The organism is Oscillibacter sp. (assembly GCF_028693505.1).
Classification (GTDB): domain Bacteria; phylum Bacillota; class Clostridia; order Oscillospirales; family Oscillospiraceae; genus Oscillibacter.
Genome location: NZ_JAQUVF010000001.1, coordinates 145,606 through 163,468 on the forward strand (window position 1 = coordinate 145,606; position 17,863 = coordinate 163,468).

The window sequence follows — 17,863 nt, forward strand, 5'->3', positions numbered from 1 at the left end:
AGAAAATACGTGGAAAGACGATTACGCAAAGAAAGGCTTCGTAAGCGAGTGGTGAAAATAGAAGGCCGGGCATTTCGAAAATTTTCACGCTGCCTTGACGGGGGAACCGTCCGGGATTTCTGAGGGCACAATAAAAAGGAGAGCGGACGCTCTCCTTTTTAGGCGCTGTTATTGGGCGGCGTCCGCCTTGGGGTCCTCGCTTTCAAAAACTGTCTTGGCGCTGGCTGCCAAACCGGCCAAGCCCTGCAGCTCGGAGGGAATGATAATCTTGGTGGCCTTGCCGTCGGCAATCTTTTCCATGGCCTCCAGCGCCTTGAGCTTCACCACCTGATCGTTGGGGGCTGCGGCGTTGAGCAGCTTCAGGGAGTCGGCCGTGGCCTGCTGGACCTTGGCGATGGCCAGCGCCTCGGCGTCGGCTGCCATGATGCGGGCTTCCTTCTCGCCCTCGGCCTTCAAAATGGAGGCCTGCTTGGCGGCGTCGGCTCGCAAAATGGCGGACTGCTTCTCGCCCTCGGCCACCAGAATCTGGCTGGCCTTCTGGCCCTCGGCCTGCAGGATGGACTCGCGGCGTTCCCGCTCCGCCTTCATCTGCTTTTCCATGGCGTTCTGGATCTCCTTGGGGGGGATGATGTTCTTCAGCTCCACCCGGTTGACCTTGATGCCCCAGGGGTCTGTGGCCTCGTCCAGAATAATGCGCATCTTGGTGTTGATGATGTCCCGGCTGGTGAGGGACTGGTCCAGCTCCATGTCGCCGATGATATTGCGCAGGGTGGTGGCCGTCAGGTTTTCAATGGCGTTCATGGGGTGCTCCACGCCGTAGGTATAGAGCTTGGGGTCCGTGATCTGGAAATAGATCACGGTATCGATCTGCATGGTGACGTTATCCTTGGTGATGACGGGCTGCGGCGCGAAATCCGCCACCTGCTCCTTCAAGGAGACCTTCTTGGCCACCCGCTCAATAAACGGGATCTTCACGTGCAGACCCACGTTCCACACGACGCGGAAAGCGCCCAGACGCTCCACCACGTAGGCCCGGGACTGCTGCACGATGACGATGTTGGCAACGACCACCAGCAGCACCAATACCAGCAGAACAATGATGGCAATGGCTCCGATATTCATACGTTCAACTCCTCCAATACTTCTGTTTTTTCAACAAAGAGCTTGACGCCCTCCATTTTCAAAATCCGCACCGTCGTTCCCGCAGGAATCACGCTGCCGTTCACGCTGCGGGCGGTCCAGGTCTTGCCGTCCACATACACCGCGCCGCTGGCGTTTTCATTGTCCACGGTCTCCGTGACCCTTCCTGTCTCACCGATCACCCGGTCCAAATTGGTGGCAACGGGACGGTTTGCCGTAAAGCGTTTTACCAAAGGCCGCGTTACCGCAAGCGCCGCCGCGGATACCACCACAAACAGCACCAGCTGCACCGTGAGCTCCGCCTTTAAAATGGACGCCAGCAATGCCACCAGCGCGCCCGCCACGAACCAGATAGAGACCAGTCCCGCGGTCAGCGCTTCCACGATCCCAAAGACCGCCGCCGCGCCAAGCCAAATCCAAATCATCCAATCCACAGGAAATTCCTCCCTTCCGTAGATATTACGTTTTTTTCATACGATTAGTTGCAGTATATCATATTCATTTCCGAAAAACTATTTCATTTCTGTTACAAAGCCCCGCATTGCACATTTTTCTTTTTCCTGTTATACTGAATGTTACCAAATAAATTTGATGATAGGAGGTGCGGGCCATGACACTGACGGTTCCCTGCCTGTTCGGACTGGAAAGTCTGGTGGCGGATGAGATGAAGCGCCTGCAACTACAAAACGTACGGGCGGAAAACGGCCGGGTCCACTGCGACGGGACAATGGCGGATATCGCCCGTTTGAATATCGGTCTGCGCTGCGGCGCACGGGTGCTGATGGAGCTGGGGTCCTTCCCAGCGCCGGATTTCGAGGCCCTGTTTCAGGGCGTTTTAGCGCTGCCGTGGGAGGACTATATCCCCCGGGACGGGGAGTTTCCGGTGAAGGGATATACCATCAACTCCGCCCTCCATTCCGTTCCCGCCTGTCAGGCCATCGTAAAAAAAGCATCCGCTAAGCGGATGGGAAACGTTTACGGCTGTGAGACGCTGCCGGAGACCGGCAGCCGGTATCAAATCCAGTTCGCCATCATCAAGGACGTGGCGACGCTGTATCTCGATACCTCCGGCGAGGGGCTTTATAAGCGGGGCTACCGCGCCCAGAACATGGGCGCGCCTTTGCGGGAGACCATGGCGGCGGCGCTGGTGACCCTCTCCCGCTACCGGGGGCGGGACCCCTTCTGCGACCCCTTCTGCGGAAGCGGCACCATCCCCATCGAGGCGGCGCTCATCGCGAAAAACCGCGCCCCCGGTCTGGACCGCAGCTTCGCGGCCCAGCGCTGGAAGTCTATGGACTCCAAGCTGTGGCTCAGCGCCGCCGAGGAAGCGCAGGACCGGGAATTCCACGGCACTTACGACATCTGGGGCGGCGACATCGACCCAAGCTGCGTGGAGCTGGCGCGACACAACGCGGAGCTTGCGGGCGTGGAGGATTGCATTCGCTTCGAGGTGGCGGACGCGGGCAAATTCCACCGGGACAGCGAATACGGTCAAGTGGTGACCAACCCGCCTTACGGAGAGCGTCTTTTGGAAAAGTCGGAGGCGGAGGCGCTGTACCGCTCCTTCGGCGCCGCCTGCAAAACGCTGCCGCCCAAGTGGCGCATTCTGGTGCTCTCGTCCCATACGGAGTTTGAGCGCAGCTTTGACCGCATGGCGGACAAGAAGCGCAAGCTGTATAACGGAATGCTGAAATGCGACCTGTTTATGTACGGAAAGTGACCAAGCCATACAAAAAGAAATAACGCACCGCGGGAGGACGCCGAATGAAGCACGTGTTTGTCATCAACCCCAGAGCGGGAAAGCGCGATCAGACGACCCGCATTTACGACATGGCGAACCGGCTGCGCACGCAGCACGCACTGGAGTGCGCCTGTATGCTGACGGACCGAAAGGGCGGCGCGGCGGAAATGGTGCGGAAGCTGGCGGAGCGCGGAGAAGCGCTGCGGATCTACGCCTGCGGCGGCGACGGCACGGCTTTTGAAGTCGCAAACGGGATCGCGGGCTTTCCAAACGCCGCCATGACCTGCATCCCCACAGGCACCGGAAATGACTTTCTCAAGAACTTCGGCCCGGATCTCGTCAAGTTTTCCGACGCTGAGAATTTGTGGGACGGGGACGTGTTTCCACTGGATCTGATCGAGTGCAACGGCCACCTCTGCCTCACCATCGCCTGCACCGGGATCGACGCCCGGGTGGCCGACAGCGTCCACCAGTTCAGTCGGTGGCCGCTGCTCAGCGGCCGGGGCAGCTATCTTTGTTCGGTGGCCGCAAACTTCCTGTTCCGGCCCATTGGTCGGCAGTGGACGGTGACGCTGGACGGCCAGACGGAGGAGGACGCCTTTGCGCTGGTGTCCGTGTGCAACGGGCGCTACTATGGCGGCGGCTCCACCCCGGTCCCGGAGGCGAGGCTGGATGACGGCGTGCTGCGGACCATTCTGGTGAAAAACGTGGGCAAAGCGGCGTTTGCCCGGCTCTTTGGCGCCTATTCCGCGGGAAGGTACCGGGAACTGCCGCCGGAGCTGATCCGGGTTTCCACCGCCAGAGAGATCACCATCCGCGGCGAAGAACCGTTTGTCACCTGTCTGGACGGCGAGTGCTTCCACTGGCAGGAAGCCCGTTTGCGCCTGTCGGACCGGCGGCTGAATTTTTTTGGTCCCCGGGGCTGCGACCCGAATGCCACCGCCCGATAAGCAAAGACCGATACCCGCTTTGCCGTGGGTATCGGTCTTTCGCTGCTGCGGCGCCTCTGGGCATCCGTTACCGGATGGGGCGGAGGCTACGGATTGGTCTCGCCCACGGAGCCGTCCCCCTTCAGCTCGTGATACACCTTGAGCTCCGGACCGCTGGTGCCCCCGATGATGGGCTTTGCGGGTTCTTTTCCGTGTTTGGCCTTGCCCTGAATCAGCGGGACGGGAGGAACGTCGTTGTGAGGCTGTGTGTGCGTCCAGTTCGGACGAGCCATGCCCTTTTTTGCCATGCAATCACCTCCGGAACTAGTATGCCCGAAGGAGACTGCGATTAAATCGCTGTCACGCGGAGCAAAGACAAAATAAAAAGAAACGCTCAGGGCCTTGCGGCGCTAAGCGTTTCTTTGGTGGAGACTACTGGACTCGAACCAGTGACCTCCTGCGTGTGAAGCAGGCGCTCTAACCAGCTGAGCTAAGCCTCCACATGGATATGAAATTTTGGAATCCATAAGACGCCGTGTGCCACAGCGTCTTATGGGATGGTGACCCGTACGGGATTCGAACCCATGTTACAGCCGTGAAAGGGCCGTGTCTTAACCACTTGACCAACGGGCCAGTTATAATGGGGGGTCCATGAAGCGCCTAAAGGCGCTTCATGGATTGGTAGCGGCACCTGGATTTGAACCGGGGACACTGCGGGTATGAACCGCATGCTCTAGCCAACTGAGCTATGCCGCCGTAGAAAACGCCCTGAACAGGCACGAATTACTATACCAGATGGTCGGCTGTTTTGTCAAGCCTTCCCGCCAAAAATTTTTTAATTTTTTTAAAATACCGCCCATGGTGACAGGCGCGGCGTTGTTCCGACAGGCAACCGCCCCCTGATGACGTCAGGAGGCGGTTGCTCCGCCGGAAGCAATTAAAAATTACAGGTCCTTTGCCTCGGGCAGGCCGGCCTTGCTCCAGCCGCCGTCGGTAAACAGCGTCTGGCCGGTGATGCCGCTGGCCTCGTCGGAGGCGAGGAACACCACGCTGTTGCCGATTTCCTCGGGCGTCAGCAGGCGCTTCATGGGGATGACCTTCATGATGTTTTCAATGTCGATGATGCCCTCGTTGATGCCCTTTTGGATCATTTCGGTCATCACATAGCCGGGAGCCACGGCGTTGATGCGGATATTGAAGCGGGCCCACTCCACGCCCAAAGAGGCCACCAGACCGTTGACAGCCGCCTTGGAAATATTGTAAGCGGAGCGCTGGCTGGTGAAGCACTGGGAGTTGCCGGAGGAAATGCACACGATGCTGCCGCCGCCCTGCTTTTGCATGTAGCGGGCAGCCGTGCGGGAGGCCAGATAATAGGCCCGCATGTTGACGTTGATGACTCTGTCGAACTCCTCCACGGGGAACTCGGTGGCCCACTTGCGGATCTGGATACCGGCGTCGTTCACCAGAATGTCAATGCGGCCGTACTTGGCGACCACGTCGTCCACCATCTTTTCCACGGCGGCGGCGTCGCTCAGGTCCACCATCATGGCCTCGATTTTGCCCAGCTCGCTCAGCTCGGCAACGGTCTTGTCGGCGTCCTCTTTGTTTTTGCCGCCCACAATGATGACGATAGCGCCCTCTTGCAAAAAGCGCTTGGCAATGCCCTTGCCGATGCCGCGGGTGCCGCCGGTGACCAGTGTAATTTTACCTTCAATACCTCTCATAACTATATACAATCCTTTCTTAGACAGCGGAAAAATCCCTAAGTGGGAAAGCTCCTGCTGTAAAATCACATTTCAAAAGCAAACAGGGTTCCTGCGCAAAGCTTGTATGCTACGCAAAGACGGTTACTCCATCACGATCAGCGCGATCATCTCCACCGGCTCGTTGGTGCGGTTTTCCAATCCATGGCCCTCGCCGTACCCCGTCGCGCCGATGTCCCCCGCGTGGAGCAGGACCTCCGTGCCGTTGTCGTTAAAGACCGCTTCGCCTTTGATGATGTAGTAAAATTCCGTCTCATGTTCATGGGTGTGGTAGCCGATGGAGCAGCCGGGGTCCACCACGGTGTGGGTGAACAGGCGGCCATGTCCGTACAGGCCCTCCTTGTCCGTCAGGTCCTTCACGTGGATCAGACCGTTGCCGCCCCAAACGGTAACGTCCTTGCGGGGGCAGTTTTCAGAAGTGGTATACATGGAAGAGTTGCCTCCTTTGTGTCTTTGACCGCCCGCCCCTTGCACGGGAAGCGGCGGCATGGTAAAATAACTTTGCAGATATCATATATCATATCAAAGCAATGCGGGAAAGTCCAGAAATTGCTTTCAAAAGGAGCGTATATGAAAAGAGGTTTGCTGTTGTTGACAACTGCGGCGCTGGCCCTGGCGCTTTCGGGCTGCGGAGGAAAGCCCGCGCCGGAAACGGAGCCGTCTCCGCCGCCGGAAGCGCCGCTTGCATGGGAGACGCTCACGGTGGAGCTTTCCAAGGAGGGGCAAGCCACGCAGGATTTGCTAAGCGCGGTGCGAGAGCTCCCCGCGCCGCTGGCGGCGGCACTGGCAAACCACGGCGTCACGGTGGAGCGTGTGGAGATCACGGTGGGGTCCTCCCACGCCGCCACGGTGCAGGCGCTGGAAGAGGGCGGCGTGGATCTGGCATTCCTCCCGGCGGAGGCGCTGGCGGAGGGGGAGACCGCCCCGCAGGCGCTGCTGGTCAGCGGCCCAACATTCCGGGATCAGGGGGAGCGGGCGGAGGACTGGAACCGGGAGCCAGCGGACACGCCCGCTGTCCCCGGCAGTCGGACGCTCCTTTGCGCGGCCCCCACGGAATACGGGAAAAATCTGGCGGGACGGCGGGATTGGAGCTGGGAAGAGCTTTCCCGGGCCCGCTGGGGCGTTCTGGAGGGGGATTCCCTGCCGGGGTACCGGGCGGTGAATTTGTATCTGGCGGACCACTATGAGGGCGACACTCTCGCGGACTTGCCGGACGTGACGGCGTATGCGGACCTTTCGTCCCTGCTGGGGGCGGCGGCAAACGGGGAGATCGATCTGCTGGCGATGGACGATGCCGGGCGCAGCGACTGGGCCGAGGCGTGGACGCTGGCGAAAACGGAGCGGGATTCCCGGGGCGAGGCGGGGCTGGGCCGGAGCGGAGCCATCTGGGAGGAGCTGCCGGTGCTGGCCCTGACGGAGCGGTTTTATAGCGGCGCGGCGGCGGTCCGGCCGGACAGCGAGAGCCTTGCGTCGGAGCGGTTTGCCGCCGCGCTGGCGGCGGCGGTGGAGGATTTGACGCGGGATAACGCCGTGGGCGCGCTTGCAAAAGAGGTGCTGGGCGCAGAGCCGTATATCCCGGCCCCCGGCGGCGCGCTGGACCCGCTGCGGCGGCTTTTGACCATGGAATAAACCGGTGTTACCATGGAATGCACCCCCCATTTTCTTTGGTCTTGCCAAAGAAAACGGGCCGTGCACGGTGTAAGAAAAAGGCGCTTTGGGGTTTCGCCTTCTGCAAACCTTCGGTGCAGTCCATAGACGCGTTTGTGCGCAGCTGTTAAAGTCTGGGGTGGTCATCGTATCGTCTCGGCGTTTGGCGTCGCTGCCGCTGGCGGGTGCCAGATTGCAATGCCTGCGGAATACGCAGGGGAGCGGCAGCGGAAATAGGACACAAGGCCATCCGATTTTCCACCCCGAATTTCCACCTAGCTTCCGCAGCTGCGGCGGCAAGCCAACAAATTTACATCCTTTTTAGCGCACCCGGCAGGGGCGTTCTCTTTTGCTCTGCACCGATTCAGAAAACTCCGCATCCCCTCGCCGTCGCGGCGAGGAGCGAAAAAGCGTTTTTCTTTTGGACCGTGCACGGCGCATTCTTTTTCGGCAAGACGAAAAAGAATGGGGGGTGTATTCTTGGCGGCAAAGCCGCCCTTTTAATCCTGCGCGAACAGGGCGTTGTAATCCACGCCCAGCACCTCCGCCAGCTTGTCGATTTCATAAATGGAGAGGTTGCGCCGTCCGTTTTCTGCCTTCCAGATCATTTCAGAGGTGATGTCGCAGGAAACGGTTTGCAGCCGTGCAGCCAGCTGCTTTTGCGTCAGACCGCGGGCCTCCCGATACTGGGCGACCTTTCTGCCGATATTTCGTTGTTTCGGCGTACTGCGATTCATAATACCCTCCATATATAGACAATTATAACTTGATTATACGTAGGATACCCTGTTATAATGACCATATACGGAGGTAACACTATGAAAGATGAGATACCCTACGTCCGCCCGCAGCCGTACAGCAAGGCGCTGCGGACCATCGCCGTCCTGCTCGAAAACCGGAAGAGCGACGGGGACTGCCTTGGGAAAATTAGAGAATTTCTGGAGCGAAGCGGCGTCCCGGTGGGGGCGGCGCCCTCCACTATCAGGCGGGAAGAATGATTGCAAAAGCCGGGTGCTGGGTGTAAAATTCCTGTACCCGGCTTTTTCCGACCGGTCCTATTTGTGCAAATGGCAGAATTTAAGCAGGTAGCGAGTTACCACTTTACTTTGCTAACAAAATGAAGTAAAATAGCTTTTATCAAAAACCGGGCCTTTTGCCCCACGAGGAGGACGCACCCCATGGAATTGGATCTGAATATCCTGAAGCCCCAGGAGCGGGTATCGCTGCAGCTGCGGCTGCTGTATGAGCGGGAGGGCTTCCGGCAGTATCACATGGGCCGGTTTGAGGAATACGGCCTGTATCAGGAAAACCGCCGCTTCCTCTCCAGCGAGCAGGTCATCACCTTCACCGATCTGGACGGGCGGCTGCTGGCCCTCAAGCCGGACGTGACGCTGTCCATCGCGAAAAACGCGCAGGTGGAGCCGGGCGAGTGCGGCAGGTTTTACTATTGCGAAAACGTTTACCGCCCCAGTCAGGAGAGCCACACCTTCCGGGAGATCCGCCAGATGGGGCTGGAGTGCATCGGCGCGGTGGACGACGATTTGACGGCGCAGGCGGTGTCCCTCGCCATCCAAAGCCTTGACATGGCGGGGCAAGACGCCCTGCTGGAGATCAGCCACATGGGCTTTGTCACCGGCCTTTTAGACGCCGTGGGCGCGCCGGAGAGCGTGCGGGCGCGGCTGCTCACCTGCATCCGGGATAAAAACGCCCACGAGCTGCAGCGCTGCGCAGCGGCGGCGGGCCTTCCCCGGCAGGGCATCGACGCGCTGCGCCGACTGGGGGAGCTTTCCGGCGCGTGGGAGAGCGTGCTCACGGCGGCGGAGCCGCTGGCTCTCAACGCCGCCATGGGGGACGCGCTGGCGGAGCTGCGCACGCTGTGCGCCGCGCTGGAAGCCCGGGGGCAGGCGGCGCGCATCAAGCTGGATTTGTCACTGGTCAACGACATGGAGTATTATAACGGGCTGGTGCTGCAAGGGTATCTGGCGGGCCTTCCCCGGGCGGTTTTAAAGGGCGGACGGTACGACCCCCTCTCCGCCCAGTTCCGCCCCGGGACCAAGGCCATCGGCTTTGCGCTGTACTTAGACGAGCTGGACCGCATGGGGGACGCCCCCCGGGAGGCCGACGGGCAGACCATGCTGAATGTGGCCCTGCCCAAGGGGCGGCTGGGCGACAAGGTTTACGATCTGCTGGCGGGCGTCGGCTACGGCTGCCCGGAAAATTACAACGACACCCGCAAGCTGGTGGTGGAAAATCCCGCCGCCGGGATTCGCTACTTTCTCGTCAAGCCCAGCGACGTCGCCATCTATGTGGAGCATGGCGCGGCGGACATCGGCATCGTGGGCAAGGACATTCTCACGGAGTCCGGGGCGGACGTCTACGAGCTGCTGGACACGGGGCTTGGCAAGTGCCGCATGTGCGTGGCGGGTCCGGAGGACTTTGTGGACGACCCGGGCAGGACGCTGCGGGTGGCCACCAAGTTTGTGGGCATTGCCAAGGCCTATTACGCCGCCCAGGGCCGGGACATCGACATCATCCAGCTCAACGGCTCCATCGAGCTTGCCCCGCTTTTGGGACTCTCGGACGTGATCGTGGACATTGTGGAAACCGGCACCACGTTGAAGGAAAACCATTTGAAGGTGCTCACGGAGTTTATGCCCATCTCCGCCCGCTTCATTGCCAACCGGGCCAGCTATCAGTTTAAGCATCGGGAGATCGAGACGCTTTTAAAAAAGCTCACGGAGGTGACGGAGCGATGATTCCCATTTTAGAATTTGAAAAGCTCTCCCCGGAGGCGATTTTGAACCGGGACATTCAGTCGGAGGCGGACGTGGGCGCGGCGGTGGACGAGGTCCTTGCTGCGGTGCGACGCGAGGGCGACGCGGCGGTGCTGGCGTATACCAAACGCTTTGACGGCGTGGACGTGGCGGAGTTGCAGGTGAGCGCGGCGGAGATGGAGCAAGCGTGGGCTTCACTGGATGCAAGCTTTCTGGAGACGCTGGCGCAGGCGGCGGACAATATCCGCCGCTTCCACGAAAAGCAGCGCCATCAGGACTTTGTGCTCACGGACCGGCCCGGTATCGTGATGGGGCAGCGGTACACCCCCATTGAAAAGGTGGGCGTGTGCGTGCCCCGCAGCCCGGTGGCGTTTCCCTCCACGGTTTTGATGAATGTGATCCCCGCAAAGCTGGCGGGGGTTTCGGGCATCGTGCTGGTGACCCCGCCGGAGAAGGACGGCACCGTCAGTGCCGCCGCGCTGGCGGCGGCAAAGATCGCCGGGGCCACGCGCATTTTTAAGGTGGGTGGCGCGCAGGCCGTCGCGGCGCTGGCCTACGGCACGGAGAGCATCCCCCGGGTGGATAAGATCGTCGGCCCCGGCGGCATTTTCGTCGCCACTGCCAAGCGCAAGGTGTTTGGCCGGGTGGCCATCGACATGATCGCCGGTCCCAGCGAGATTTTGGTGCTGGCGGACGGCAAGTCCAATCCCCGCTGGGTCGCGGCGGACCTTTTGAGTCAGGCGGAGCACGACGTGCGCGCCTCCGCCGTGCTGGTGACCGAGAGTCGGGCGCTGGCGCAGGCGGTGCAAGCGGAGCTGGAGGGGCAGCTTGCGGCTCTGCCCCGGCAGGACATCGCCCGCAGGGCCATTGAGGAAAACAGCAAAATTCTCCTCACAAACAGCCTTGAAAAGGCGGTGGAAGCGGTGAACGCCATTGCGCCGGAGCATCTGGAGCTGTGCGTGGACGAGCCGTTTGCCCTGCTGCCCCGGGTGAAAAACGCGGGCAGCATCTTCCTTGGGCGTTATGCCCCCGAGGCGCTGGGGGACTATTTCGCAGGCCCCAACCACACCCTGCCCACCGCCGGGACCGCCCGCTTTTCAAGCCCTCTAAGCGTGGACGACTTTGTGAAGAAGTCCAGCTTTCTCTATTACGATCAGGCGGCGCTCTCCCCCGTGGCGGAGCGCATTGCGGACTTTGCCCGGCGGGAGGGGCTGGACGCCCACGCCCGGTCCGTCCTCGTCCGCGCGGAAAAACAACAGGAGGTAACGCCATGAGTTCCTTTCTTTCTGCGGAGGCCGCGGCGCTGGCCCCCTACACCCCGGGGGAGCAGCCCACGGACGCCCAGTATCTTAAGCTCAACACCAACGAAAACCCCTTCCCCCCCTCCCCCAAGGTCTTGAAGGCCATTTCCCGGGCGGAGCTTTTGAAGCTGAACCTCTATTCCGACCCCACCTGCGCCCGATTGGGCGACGCCATCGCCAAGCGCTACGGGCTGCGGAATGAAAACGTCCTCACCGGCAACGGGTCCGACGAGGTTTTGGGCTTTGCCTTCCGCGCCTTTTGCGGCGCGGGAAAGGGCGTTGCCTTTGCCGACATCACCTACGGGTTCTATCAGGCCCAGACGCCCCTGTTCGGCCTTGATGCCACCCGTATCCCCCTGCGGGAGGATTTTTCCCTCCGCGTGGACGATTACATGGAGTTCCCCGGTACCATCGTCATTGCCAATCCCAACGCGCCCACCGGCATGGCCGTGCCACGCTCCGACATCCAGCGCCTGCTGGAGGCCGACCCTGGGCGGGTGGTCATTGTGGACGAGGCCTATGTGGACTTCGGCGCGGAGAGCTGCGTGCCGCTGCTCTTTCGCTATAACAATCTGCTGGTGGTCCAGACCATGTCCAAAAGCCGGTCGCTGGCGGGGGGGAGAGTGGGCTTCGCGCTGGGCGCGGCGGAGCTGATCGCGGACCTCAACCGGGTGAAGTACAGCTTCAACCCCTACAACGTGAACCGCCTTTCCCTGATCGCCGGGGCCGCCGCCGTGGAGGACGAGCCGTATTTCCGCTCCTGCTGCGCCGCCATCGTGCAGGCCCGGGAGTGGACCGCCGGGGAGCTATCTAACTTGGGCTTTGCGGTGCTGCCCTCCCTCACCAATTTCCTCTTCGCCAAGTCGGACCGGATTTCCGGCGGGGCGCTTTACCACAAGCTGAAGGAGGACGGCATTCTCGTGCGGTGGTTTGACGCCGACCGCATCCGGGACTATGTGCGCATCACCGTCGGCTCCATGGAGCAGATGGAGACGCTGATCGAGCGGCTGAGCCAGCTGCTGGAAGAATCATAAAGGAGGCGCTCTATGCGTAGTGCAACCATCAAACGGGACACGCTGGAAACCCAGATCGCGCTGGAACTGCATCTGGACGGCACGGGAAAAGCGTCCGTCGCCACGGGCTGCGGGTTTCTGGACCATATGCTGACGCTGTTTGCCCGCCACGGCGACTTTGATTTGGCACTCACCTGCCACGGGGACACGCAGGTGGATTACCACCACACCGTGGAGGATATCGGCATCTGCCTCGGGCTGGCGTTTACCAAGGCCCTTGGCGAAAAGCGGGGCATCAACCGCTACGGGCAGTTCCTTCTGCCCATGGACGAGACGCTGGTGCTGACCGCTGTGGACCTCTCCGGCCGGGACTATCTGGGCTGGAGCGTGGACCTGCCCTGTGCCAAGGTGGGCGACTTTGACACGGAGCTTGCCAAGGAGTTTTTTCTGGCGTTCGTGCGCTCTTGCCCCTGTTCGCTGCACTTGCGCCAGCTTTCCGGCGAAAACACCCACCACATTCTGGAGGCGGTTTTCAAGGGCGCGGGCCGGGCATTAAAAATGGCGGTGGCCATGGACGAAAAGCACTTGGACGACATTCCCAGCACCAAGGGCACGCTGTAAGGGGAGGACGCCATGATTGCAATTGTTGATTACGGCGTAGGGAACCTCTTTTCCCTCTCCTCCAGCCTGAAGGCGCTGGGGCTTTCGGCGGAGGTCACCTCCTCGGTGGACCGCCTGCGCGCCGCGGAGCGCATCATCCTCCCCGGCGTGGGAGCCTTTGGCGACGCCAAGGCCAAGCTGGACGCCACCGGCCTTGTCCCAATTTTGCGGGAGGAGGCGGCCCGCAAGCCCCTTTTGGGCATCTGCCTTGGGATGCAGCTGCTCTTTGAACGCAGCTTTGAATACGGCGAGCACGCGGGCCTCGGTCTTGTGGACGGGCAGGTTTCGGATCTGCGGAGCGATCTTGCGGACAAGGACCTCAAGGTGCCCCACATGGGCTGGAACAGCCTGAAAATTAACCGGGACGATCCCCTGTTCCGCTATGTTTCCGATGGGGAATACGTCTACTATGTCCACAGCTTCTATGCCAAAAACTGCGCGGAAAGCACGCTGGGCGTCTCTCAGTACGGCAACGTGGCGGTCACCGGCGTGGTGCGCAGCGGCAACGTCTATGGAACGCAGTTCCACCCGGAAAAATCCGGCGACGCGGGGCTTAGGCTGCTGCGGGCCTTCGCGGAACTGTAAAGGAGGAGCACCATGCAAATTTTTCCTGCCATCGATCTGCGGGGGGGCCGGGTGGTCCGCTTGTATCAAGGGGATTACGACCGGGAGACCGTTTACGCAGCGGACGCCTGCGCCGTGGCCCGGGACTTTCTCGCCGCCGGGGCCGCCTACCTCCACGTGGTGGATCTGGACGGCGCCAGAGACGGTACCCTCGCAAATTTTGACACCATCGCCGCCATCGCCGCCCAAGGCGGGCTTTTTATCGAAGTCGGCGGCGGCATCCGCACGGAGGAGCGCATTCGGCAGTATCTGGACCTTGGCGTGAGCCGGTGCATCCTCGGCACCGTTGCCGTGGAAGATTTCGCATTCACGGAGCGCATGGCCCGGACATACGGCGATAAAATCGCCGTGGGCGTGGACGCACGGGACGGCTTTGTCGCCATCAACGGCTGGAAGGAGCTGTCGGGCGAGCGTGGCGTGGACTTTTGCCGCCGGCTCTATGGAGCGGGCGTCCAGACCGTCATCTACACGGATATCAGCCGGGACGGCGCGGAAAAGGGCGCCAACCTCGCCCTCTACCGGGAGCTTGCGGGCATCTCCGGCCTTTCCATCACCGCCTCCGGCGGCGTGAGCAGCCTGAAAGAGCTGCGGGAGCTGCAAACCATCGGGACCCACGCCGCCATTTTGGGCAAGGCCCTCTATACCGGGCGGCTGGATTTGAAAACCGTGATCGCGGAGGTGGGCGCATGTTAGCAAAACGCATCATCCCCTGTCTGGACGTCCGGGACGGACGGGTGGTCAAGGGGACCAACTTTGAGGGCCTGCGGGACATGGCGGACCCGGTGGACATGGCCCGCTTCTACAATACCTCCGGGGCCGACGAGCTGGTGTTTTACGACATCACCGCCTCCGCCGAGGGGCGGAACCTCTTTACGGAAATCCTCCGCCAAGTGGCGGCGGAAATTTTCATTCCCCTGACGGTGGGCGGCGGCATCCGCACGCTGGAGGATTTTGACCGGGTGCTCAAATGCGGCGCGGACAAGGTCAGCGTCAATTCCGGCGCTATCGCGGACCCCTCCATCATCGGCGCGGCGGCGCGGAAATACGGCGACCAGTGCGTGGTGCTGTCCATGGACGTCAAGCGGGTGGACGGGCAGTTTCGCCTCTTTGCCCGGGGCGGACGGGACGATACCGGCATCGACGCCATGGAGTGGGCCGTGCGCGGCGTCCACGCCGGGGCCGGGGAGATCGTGCTCAACTCCATCGATACCGACGGCGTGCGGCAGGGATTTGACCTTCCGATGCTGGACGCGCTGGCCGCCCGGGTGGGCGTGCCCATCATCGCCAGCGGCGGCGCGGGCGCCATGGAGGATTTTGCGCAGCTGTTCACCCATCCCGGCATCGACGCGGGACTTGCCGCCTCCATCTTCCACACGCGGCAGGTGGATATTCGGGACCTCAAACAATATCTGCGCGACCGGGGCGTAGAAATGCGCCTTTGAGCCAGTTTCCCACACATCAAAAAAGGAGAACATTCCATGGAACTGAAATTTGACGAAAAGGGGCTCATCCCCGCCATCGTGCAGGACCACTACACCAAGGAGGTCCTGACGCTGGCCTATATGAATGCTGAAAGTCTCGCCATCACCATCGACGAGCGCCGCACCTGCTTTTGGAGCCGCAGCCGGGGTGAGCTGTGGCGCAAGGGGGAGACCTCCGGCGCGGTGCAGCACGTGGTCTCCATCACGGCGGACTGCGACGCCGACGCCCTGGTGGTGGAGGTGGTCAAGGACGGTCCTGCCTGCCATACCGGCACAGAGAGCTGCTTTTTTAACGAGCTGTACCTCTCCGAGGACCTCAAGCAGTTCAGCTACGAGGGCCTGTACCGCCTGATCGAGGGCCGAAAGATCAGCCCCAAGGAGGGCAGCTATACCACCTACCTCTTTGAAAAGGGACTGGATAAAATTCTCAAGAAGGTGGGCGAGGAATGCACGGAGGTCATCATTGCCGGAGGCAAGGAGGACCGGGCGGAGACGGTCTACGAGATCGCGGACCTCTGCTACCACGTGATGGTGCTGATGGTCCAGATGGGCATTTCCGTGGAGGACGTCACCCGGGAGCTGGAAGGCCGCCACGTGGTGGATCATAAGGTCAAGCAGGAGCGGATGCAATGACCCTCACGCCCTTTGCCTGCTCTGTCCACACCCATTCCACCCTCTGCGACGGCAAGGATTCGCCGGAGACCATGGCGGCTGCGGCGTATGCTGCTGGCGTGCGGTATTTCGGCGTCTCCTGCCACAGCCACACCCCTATTTCTGCGGACGAGGGGGCGGTTCTCCCGGCGGATATGACGGCGTATCGGAAAACCGCGCTGCGCCTGCGGGAGGCATATAGCGGGCGGATGGAGGTGCTGTTGGGCCTCGAATGGGACAGCTGCGCCGACGTCTCTCCGGAGGGGGTTGACTACTGGATTGGCAGCGTCCATTACCAGCGGGGCAATGGGAAGTTCTACGCCGCGGACTGGGGCGAAGCGCAATTTTCCGCCTGCCGGGATGAGCTGTTCGGCGGCGACGCGCTGGCGGTGGCGGAGGGGTACTTTGCGCAGGTGGCGCAGGTGGCAGCAAAAAAGCCCACCATTTTGGGCCATCTGGACCTCATCACCAAGCTCAACGCGGGCGGTCGCTTTTTTGACGAGCAGGCTCCCCGGTACCGCGCTGCCGCGCTGGCGGCGCTCCATGCCGCCGACCCACGGGAAACGCTTTTGGAGATCAATACCGGCGGCGTCGCCCGGGGCTACCGTGAGACGCCCTACCCCGCTCTCTTTTTGCTGCGGGAGTGGCGCGCCATGGGGGGACGGATCATTTTGACCGCCGACGCCCACAGCGCTGACACGCTTACCTTCGGTTACGCGCAGGCATCCGCGCTGGCCGTACAGGCCGGATTTTGCACCTCCACCCTCCTGACCCTGTCCGGCTGCGTGGATTGTCCCCTGCGCTAAACGCAAAAAAGCACGGCTGCGCCGTGCTTTTTCCTTATCAAGGATTGTGAAAGGCGGAAAAGGCTGTTACAATGGCAGGGATTTTAAAAGGCGGGAGGACGTTCGCTGATGTATGAAACCGTGATCTTTGATTTGGACGGGACGCTGCTCAACACCATTGCCGATTTGGCGGCGGCGGGAAACGCGGTCTGCCGGGAAAACGGCTGGCCGGAATTTTCCCGGGAGCAGTTTCGGGAAATGGTGGGCCACGGCATCCCCAATCTGGTCTCCCGCTTCACGCCGGAAGATCGCCGCACGCCATTGGTACTGGAAGGGGCGCTGGCCCGGTTTTCTGCCCTTTACGGCGCCCACAGCATGGACCAGACGAGGCCCTATCCCGGCATTTCGACGCTGCTCACGCATTTGAAGGCCGCCGGGATTGATCTGGCGGTCTATTCCAACAAGGCGGACGTCTTTAGCTGCAGTCTCATCGACCACTTTTTTCCAAGTACCTTTCAGCTGGTGCGGGGCAAGGTGGAGGGGGTTCCCGTGAAGCCAAACCCTGCTGGAATACGCGGTATTTTGGAGCAGCTGCGGGCAGACCCCGCAAAGACGCTGCTGGTGGGCGACAGCGGTGTGGATATGGAGACGGCCCGCAACGCGGGGATTTCCTCCTGCGGCGTCACATGGGGCTTTCGGTCCCGGGCGTCCCTGGCGGCGGCGGGCGCAACGGCTCTGGCGGACACCGCAGCGGAGCTGGAAACCCTGATTTTGGGAGGCATGGTATGCAATTGAGCTTTGACGAAGCGGGGAGCTTTCTGGACGATGCGGCGGACGGCTTTCCGCCGGTGCTGTTCGAGGGACTCAACGGAGGAATCAATCTGCTGGAGGACACGGTGCCGGACCCGGCGTTTCCCGAGGGCGAGCTGTACATTCTGGGGGAATACTGCGAAGATATGATGGGAAAATACATCAATCTCTATTTTGGCTCCTTTACCGCCTTGGCGGAGAAGGAGGACTGGGACCGCCAGACCTGGGAGACGGAATTGCGCACCACCCTTTCCCACGAGCTGACCCACCACATGGAGTCCCGGGGCGGCCTTCACGGCTTGGATGATCGGGATACCGAGGAGCTGGCGGCGTGGAAGCGGGAGTACGGTCTGGACCGGTAACTTTTGTGAATGGAATGGGCGTAAAAAAACCCCCGGGAGCGGCTGCTCCCGGGGGTTTTTCTATGCAAAGGGATTTCTTATTTCGCGGCCTTTGCGGCGCGGATGGCCTCGGTCAGCATGGGAGCGACCTTGAAGAGGTCGCCGCAGATGCCGTAGTCGGCGATCTCGAAAATGGGAGCGGT

The 17,863-nt window shown here is 61.3% G+C and carries 21 protein-coding genes and 3 tRNA genes; 15 read left to right on the forward strand and 9 right to left on the reverse strand.

Going from position 1 to position 17,863, the window contains the following annotated elements:
• Nucleotides 1–168: 168 nt before the first annotated feature.
• Together PHI30_RS00720 and PHI30_RS00725 are read right to left on the reverse strand one after the other, a co-directional pair.
• Entirely contained in the window at nt 169–1,122 is a 954-nt protein-coding gene (locus PHI30_RS00720) for a stomatin-like protein (RefSeq protein ID WP_300022528.1), read from the reverse strand.
• Nucleotides 1,119–1,565: an NfeD family protein gene (locus tag PHI30_RS00725; RefSeq protein ID WP_300022586.1), complete on the reverse strand. Its 447-nt coding sequence runs from the start codon at nt 1,563–1,565 to the stop codon at nt 1,119–1,121. The genes PHI30_RS00720 and PHI30_RS00725 overlap by 4 nt, the downstream gene beginning before the upstream one ends.
• 185 nt (nt 1,566–1,750) lie before the next feature.
• On the opposite strand from PHI30_RS00725, the gene PHI30_RS00730 reads away from it, so the two are divergent.
• The gene (locus PHI30_RS00730) at nt 1,751–2,860 is read left to right on the forward strand and encodes a class I SAM-dependent RNA methyltransferase (protein ID WP_300022531.1); all 1,110 of its coding nucleotides are present in this window, start codon (nt 1,751–1,753) and stop codon (nt 2,858–2,860) included.
• Nucleotides 2,861–2,904: 44 nt separating this feature from the next.
• Nucleotides 2,905–3,831, forward strand: a complete 927-nt coding sequence (locus PHI30_RS00735) for a diacylglycerol kinase family protein (protein ID WP_300022534.1) — start codon at nt 2,905–2,907, stop codon at nt 3,829–3,831.
• A gap of 86 nt (nt 3,832–3,917) precedes the next feature.
• Here PHI30_RS00735 and PHI30_RS00740 read toward each other — a convergent pair whose 3' ends face one another.
• The 6 genes from PHI30_RS00740 to PHI30_RS00765 form a co-directional block, all read right to left on the reverse strand.
• Nucleotides 3,918–4,118: a hypothetical protein gene (locus PHI30_RS00740; RefSeq protein ID WP_300022537.1), complete on the reverse strand. Its 201-nt coding sequence runs from the start codon at nt 4,116–4,118 to the stop codon at nt 3,918–3,920.
• A 115-nt stretch (nt 4,119–4,233) separates the two neighbouring features.
• Nucleotides 4,234–4,310, reverse strand: a tRNA-Val gene (locus tag PHI30_RS00745).
• A 58-nt stretch (nt 4,311–4,368) separates the two neighbouring features.
• Nucleotides 4,369–4,443, reverse strand: a tRNA-Glu gene (locus PHI30_RS00750).
• A gap of 46 nt (nt 4,444–4,489) precedes the next feature.
• Nucleotides 4,490–4,566 (reverse strand) — tRNA-Met (locus tag PHI30_RS00755).
• A gap of 188 nt (nt 4,567–4,754) precedes the next feature.
• The gene (locus PHI30_RS00760; RefSeq protein WP_300022540.1) at nt 4,755–5,534 is read right to left on the reverse strand and encodes an SDR family NAD(P)-dependent oxidoreductase; all 780 of its coding nucleotides are present in this window, start codon (nt 5,532–5,534) and stop codon (nt 4,755–4,757) included.
• A 123-nt stretch (nt 5,535–5,657) separates the two neighbouring features.
• On the reverse strand, nt 5,658–6,002 hold the full coding sequence (locus PHI30_RS00765; RefSeq protein WP_300022542.1) for a cupin domain-containing protein: 345 nt from the start codon (nt 6,000–6,002) through the stop codon (nt 5,658–5,660).
• 141 nt (nt 6,003–6,143) lie between these two features.
• Between PHI30_RS00765 and PHI30_RS00770 the strand changes: the two genes are divergently transcribed.
• Entirely contained in the window at nt 6,144–7,202 is a 1,059-nt protein-coding gene (locus PHI30_RS00770; protein ID WP_300022545.1) for a PhnD/SsuA/transferrin family substrate-binding protein, read from the forward strand.
• A gap of 518 nt (nt 7,203–7,720) precedes the next feature.
• Here the strand turns inward: PHI30_RS00770 and PHI30_RS00775 are convergent.
• Entirely contained in the window at nt 7,721–7,957 is a 237-nt protein-coding gene (locus PHI30_RS00775; protein ID WP_300022547.1) for a helix-turn-helix transcriptional regulator, read from the reverse strand.
• Nucleotides 7,958–8,038: 81 nt separating this feature from the next.
• On the opposite strand from PHI30_RS00775, the gene PHI30_RS00780 reads away from it, so the two are divergent.
• The 12 genes from PHI30_RS00780 to PHI30_RS00835 all read left to right on the forward strand — a co-directional run bounded on the left by PHI30_RS00780 (nt 8,039) and on the right by PHI30_RS00835 (nt 17,681).
• A complete protein-coding gene (locus PHI30_RS00780; RefSeq protein WP_300022549.1) occupies nt 8,039–8,218 on the forward strand; it encodes a hypothetical protein in 180 nt (59 codons plus the stop codon).
• A 180-nt stretch (nt 8,219–8,398) separates the two neighbouring features.
• The gene (gene hisG, locus PHI30_RS00785) at nt 8,399–9,976 is read left to right on the forward strand and encodes an ATP phosphoribosyltransferase (protein WP_300022552.1); all 1,578 of its coding nucleotides are present in this window, start codon (nt 8,399–8,401) and stop codon (nt 9,974–9,976) included.
• Nucleotides 9,973–11,268 carry a histidinol dehydrogenase gene (gene hisD, locus PHI30_RS00790; RefSeq protein WP_300022555.1) on the forward strand — a complete coding sequence of 432 codons (1,296 nt, stop codon included), beginning with the start codon at nt 9,973–9,975 and terminating at the stop codon, nt 11,266–11,268. The genes hisG and hisD overlap by 4 nt, the downstream gene beginning before the upstream one ends.
• Nucleotides 11,265–12,329 carry a histidinol-phosphate transaminase gene (gene hisC / locus PHI30_RS00795; protein WP_300022558.1) on the forward strand — a complete coding sequence of 355 codons (1,065 nt, stop codon included), beginning with the start codon at nt 11,265–11,267 and terminating at the stop codon, nt 12,327–12,329. The genes hisD and hisC overlap by 4 nt, the downstream gene beginning before the upstream one ends.
• Nucleotides 12,330–12,341: 12 nt before the next feature.
• Nucleotides 12,342–12,929: an imidazoleglycerol-phosphate dehydratase HisB gene (gene hisB / locus PHI30_RS00800; RefSeq protein ID WP_300022560.1), complete on the forward strand. Its 588-nt coding sequence runs from the start codon at nt 12,342–12,344 to the stop codon at nt 12,927–12,929.
• Nucleotides 12,930–12,941: 12 nt separating this feature from the next.
• Nucleotides 12,942–13,553: an imidazole glycerol phosphate synthase subunit HisH gene (gene hisH / locus PHI30_RS00805; RefSeq protein ID WP_300022563.1), complete on the forward strand. Its 612-nt coding sequence runs from the start codon at nt 12,942–12,944 to the stop codon at nt 13,551–13,553.
• 12 nt (nt 13,554–13,565) lie between these two features.
• Complete coding sequence (gene hisA / locus PHI30_RS00810; RefSeq protein WP_300022566.1) at nt 13,566–14,285, forward strand: 1-(5-phosphoribosyl)-5-[(5-phosphoribosylamino)methylideneamino]imidazole-4-carboxamide isomerase; 720 nt, start codon at nt 13,566–13,568, stop codon at nt 14,283–14,285.
• Nucleotides 14,279–15,034, forward strand: a complete 756-nt coding sequence (hisF, locus tag PHI30_RS00815; RefSeq protein WP_300022569.1) for an imidazole glycerol phosphate synthase subunit HisF — start codon at nt 14,279–14,281, stop codon at nt 15,032–15,034. The genes hisA and hisF overlap by 7 nt, the downstream gene beginning before the upstream one ends.
• A 36-nt stretch (nt 15,035–15,070) precedes the next feature.
• On the forward strand, nt 15,071–15,706 hold the full coding sequence (gene hisIE, locus PHI30_RS00820; protein WP_300022572.1) for a bifunctional phosphoribosyl-AMP cyclohydrolase/phosphoribosyl-ATP diphosphatase HisIE: 636 nt from the start codon (nt 15,071–15,073) through the stop codon (nt 15,704–15,706).
• Complete coding sequence (locus PHI30_RS00825; protein WP_300022575.1) at nt 15,703–16,530, forward strand: histidinol-phosphatase HisJ family protein; 828 nt, start codon at nt 15,703–15,705, stop codon at nt 16,528–16,530. The genes hisIE and PHI30_RS00825 overlap by 4 nt, the downstream gene beginning before the upstream one ends.
• A 108-nt stretch (nt 16,531–16,638) precedes the next feature.
• Nucleotides 16,639–17,304: an HAD family hydrolase gene (locus PHI30_RS00830; protein ID WP_300022578.1), complete on the forward strand. Its 666-nt coding sequence runs from the start codon at nt 16,639–16,641 to the stop codon at nt 17,302–17,304.
• Nucleotides 17,295–17,681: a metallopeptidase family protein gene (locus PHI30_RS00835; RefSeq protein WP_300022581.1), complete on the forward strand. Its 387-nt coding sequence runs from the start codon at nt 17,295–17,297 to the stop codon at nt 17,679–17,681. The genes PHI30_RS00830 and PHI30_RS00835 overlap by 10 nt, the downstream gene beginning before the upstream one ends.
• Nucleotides 17,682–17,863: the final 182 nt, after the last annotated feature.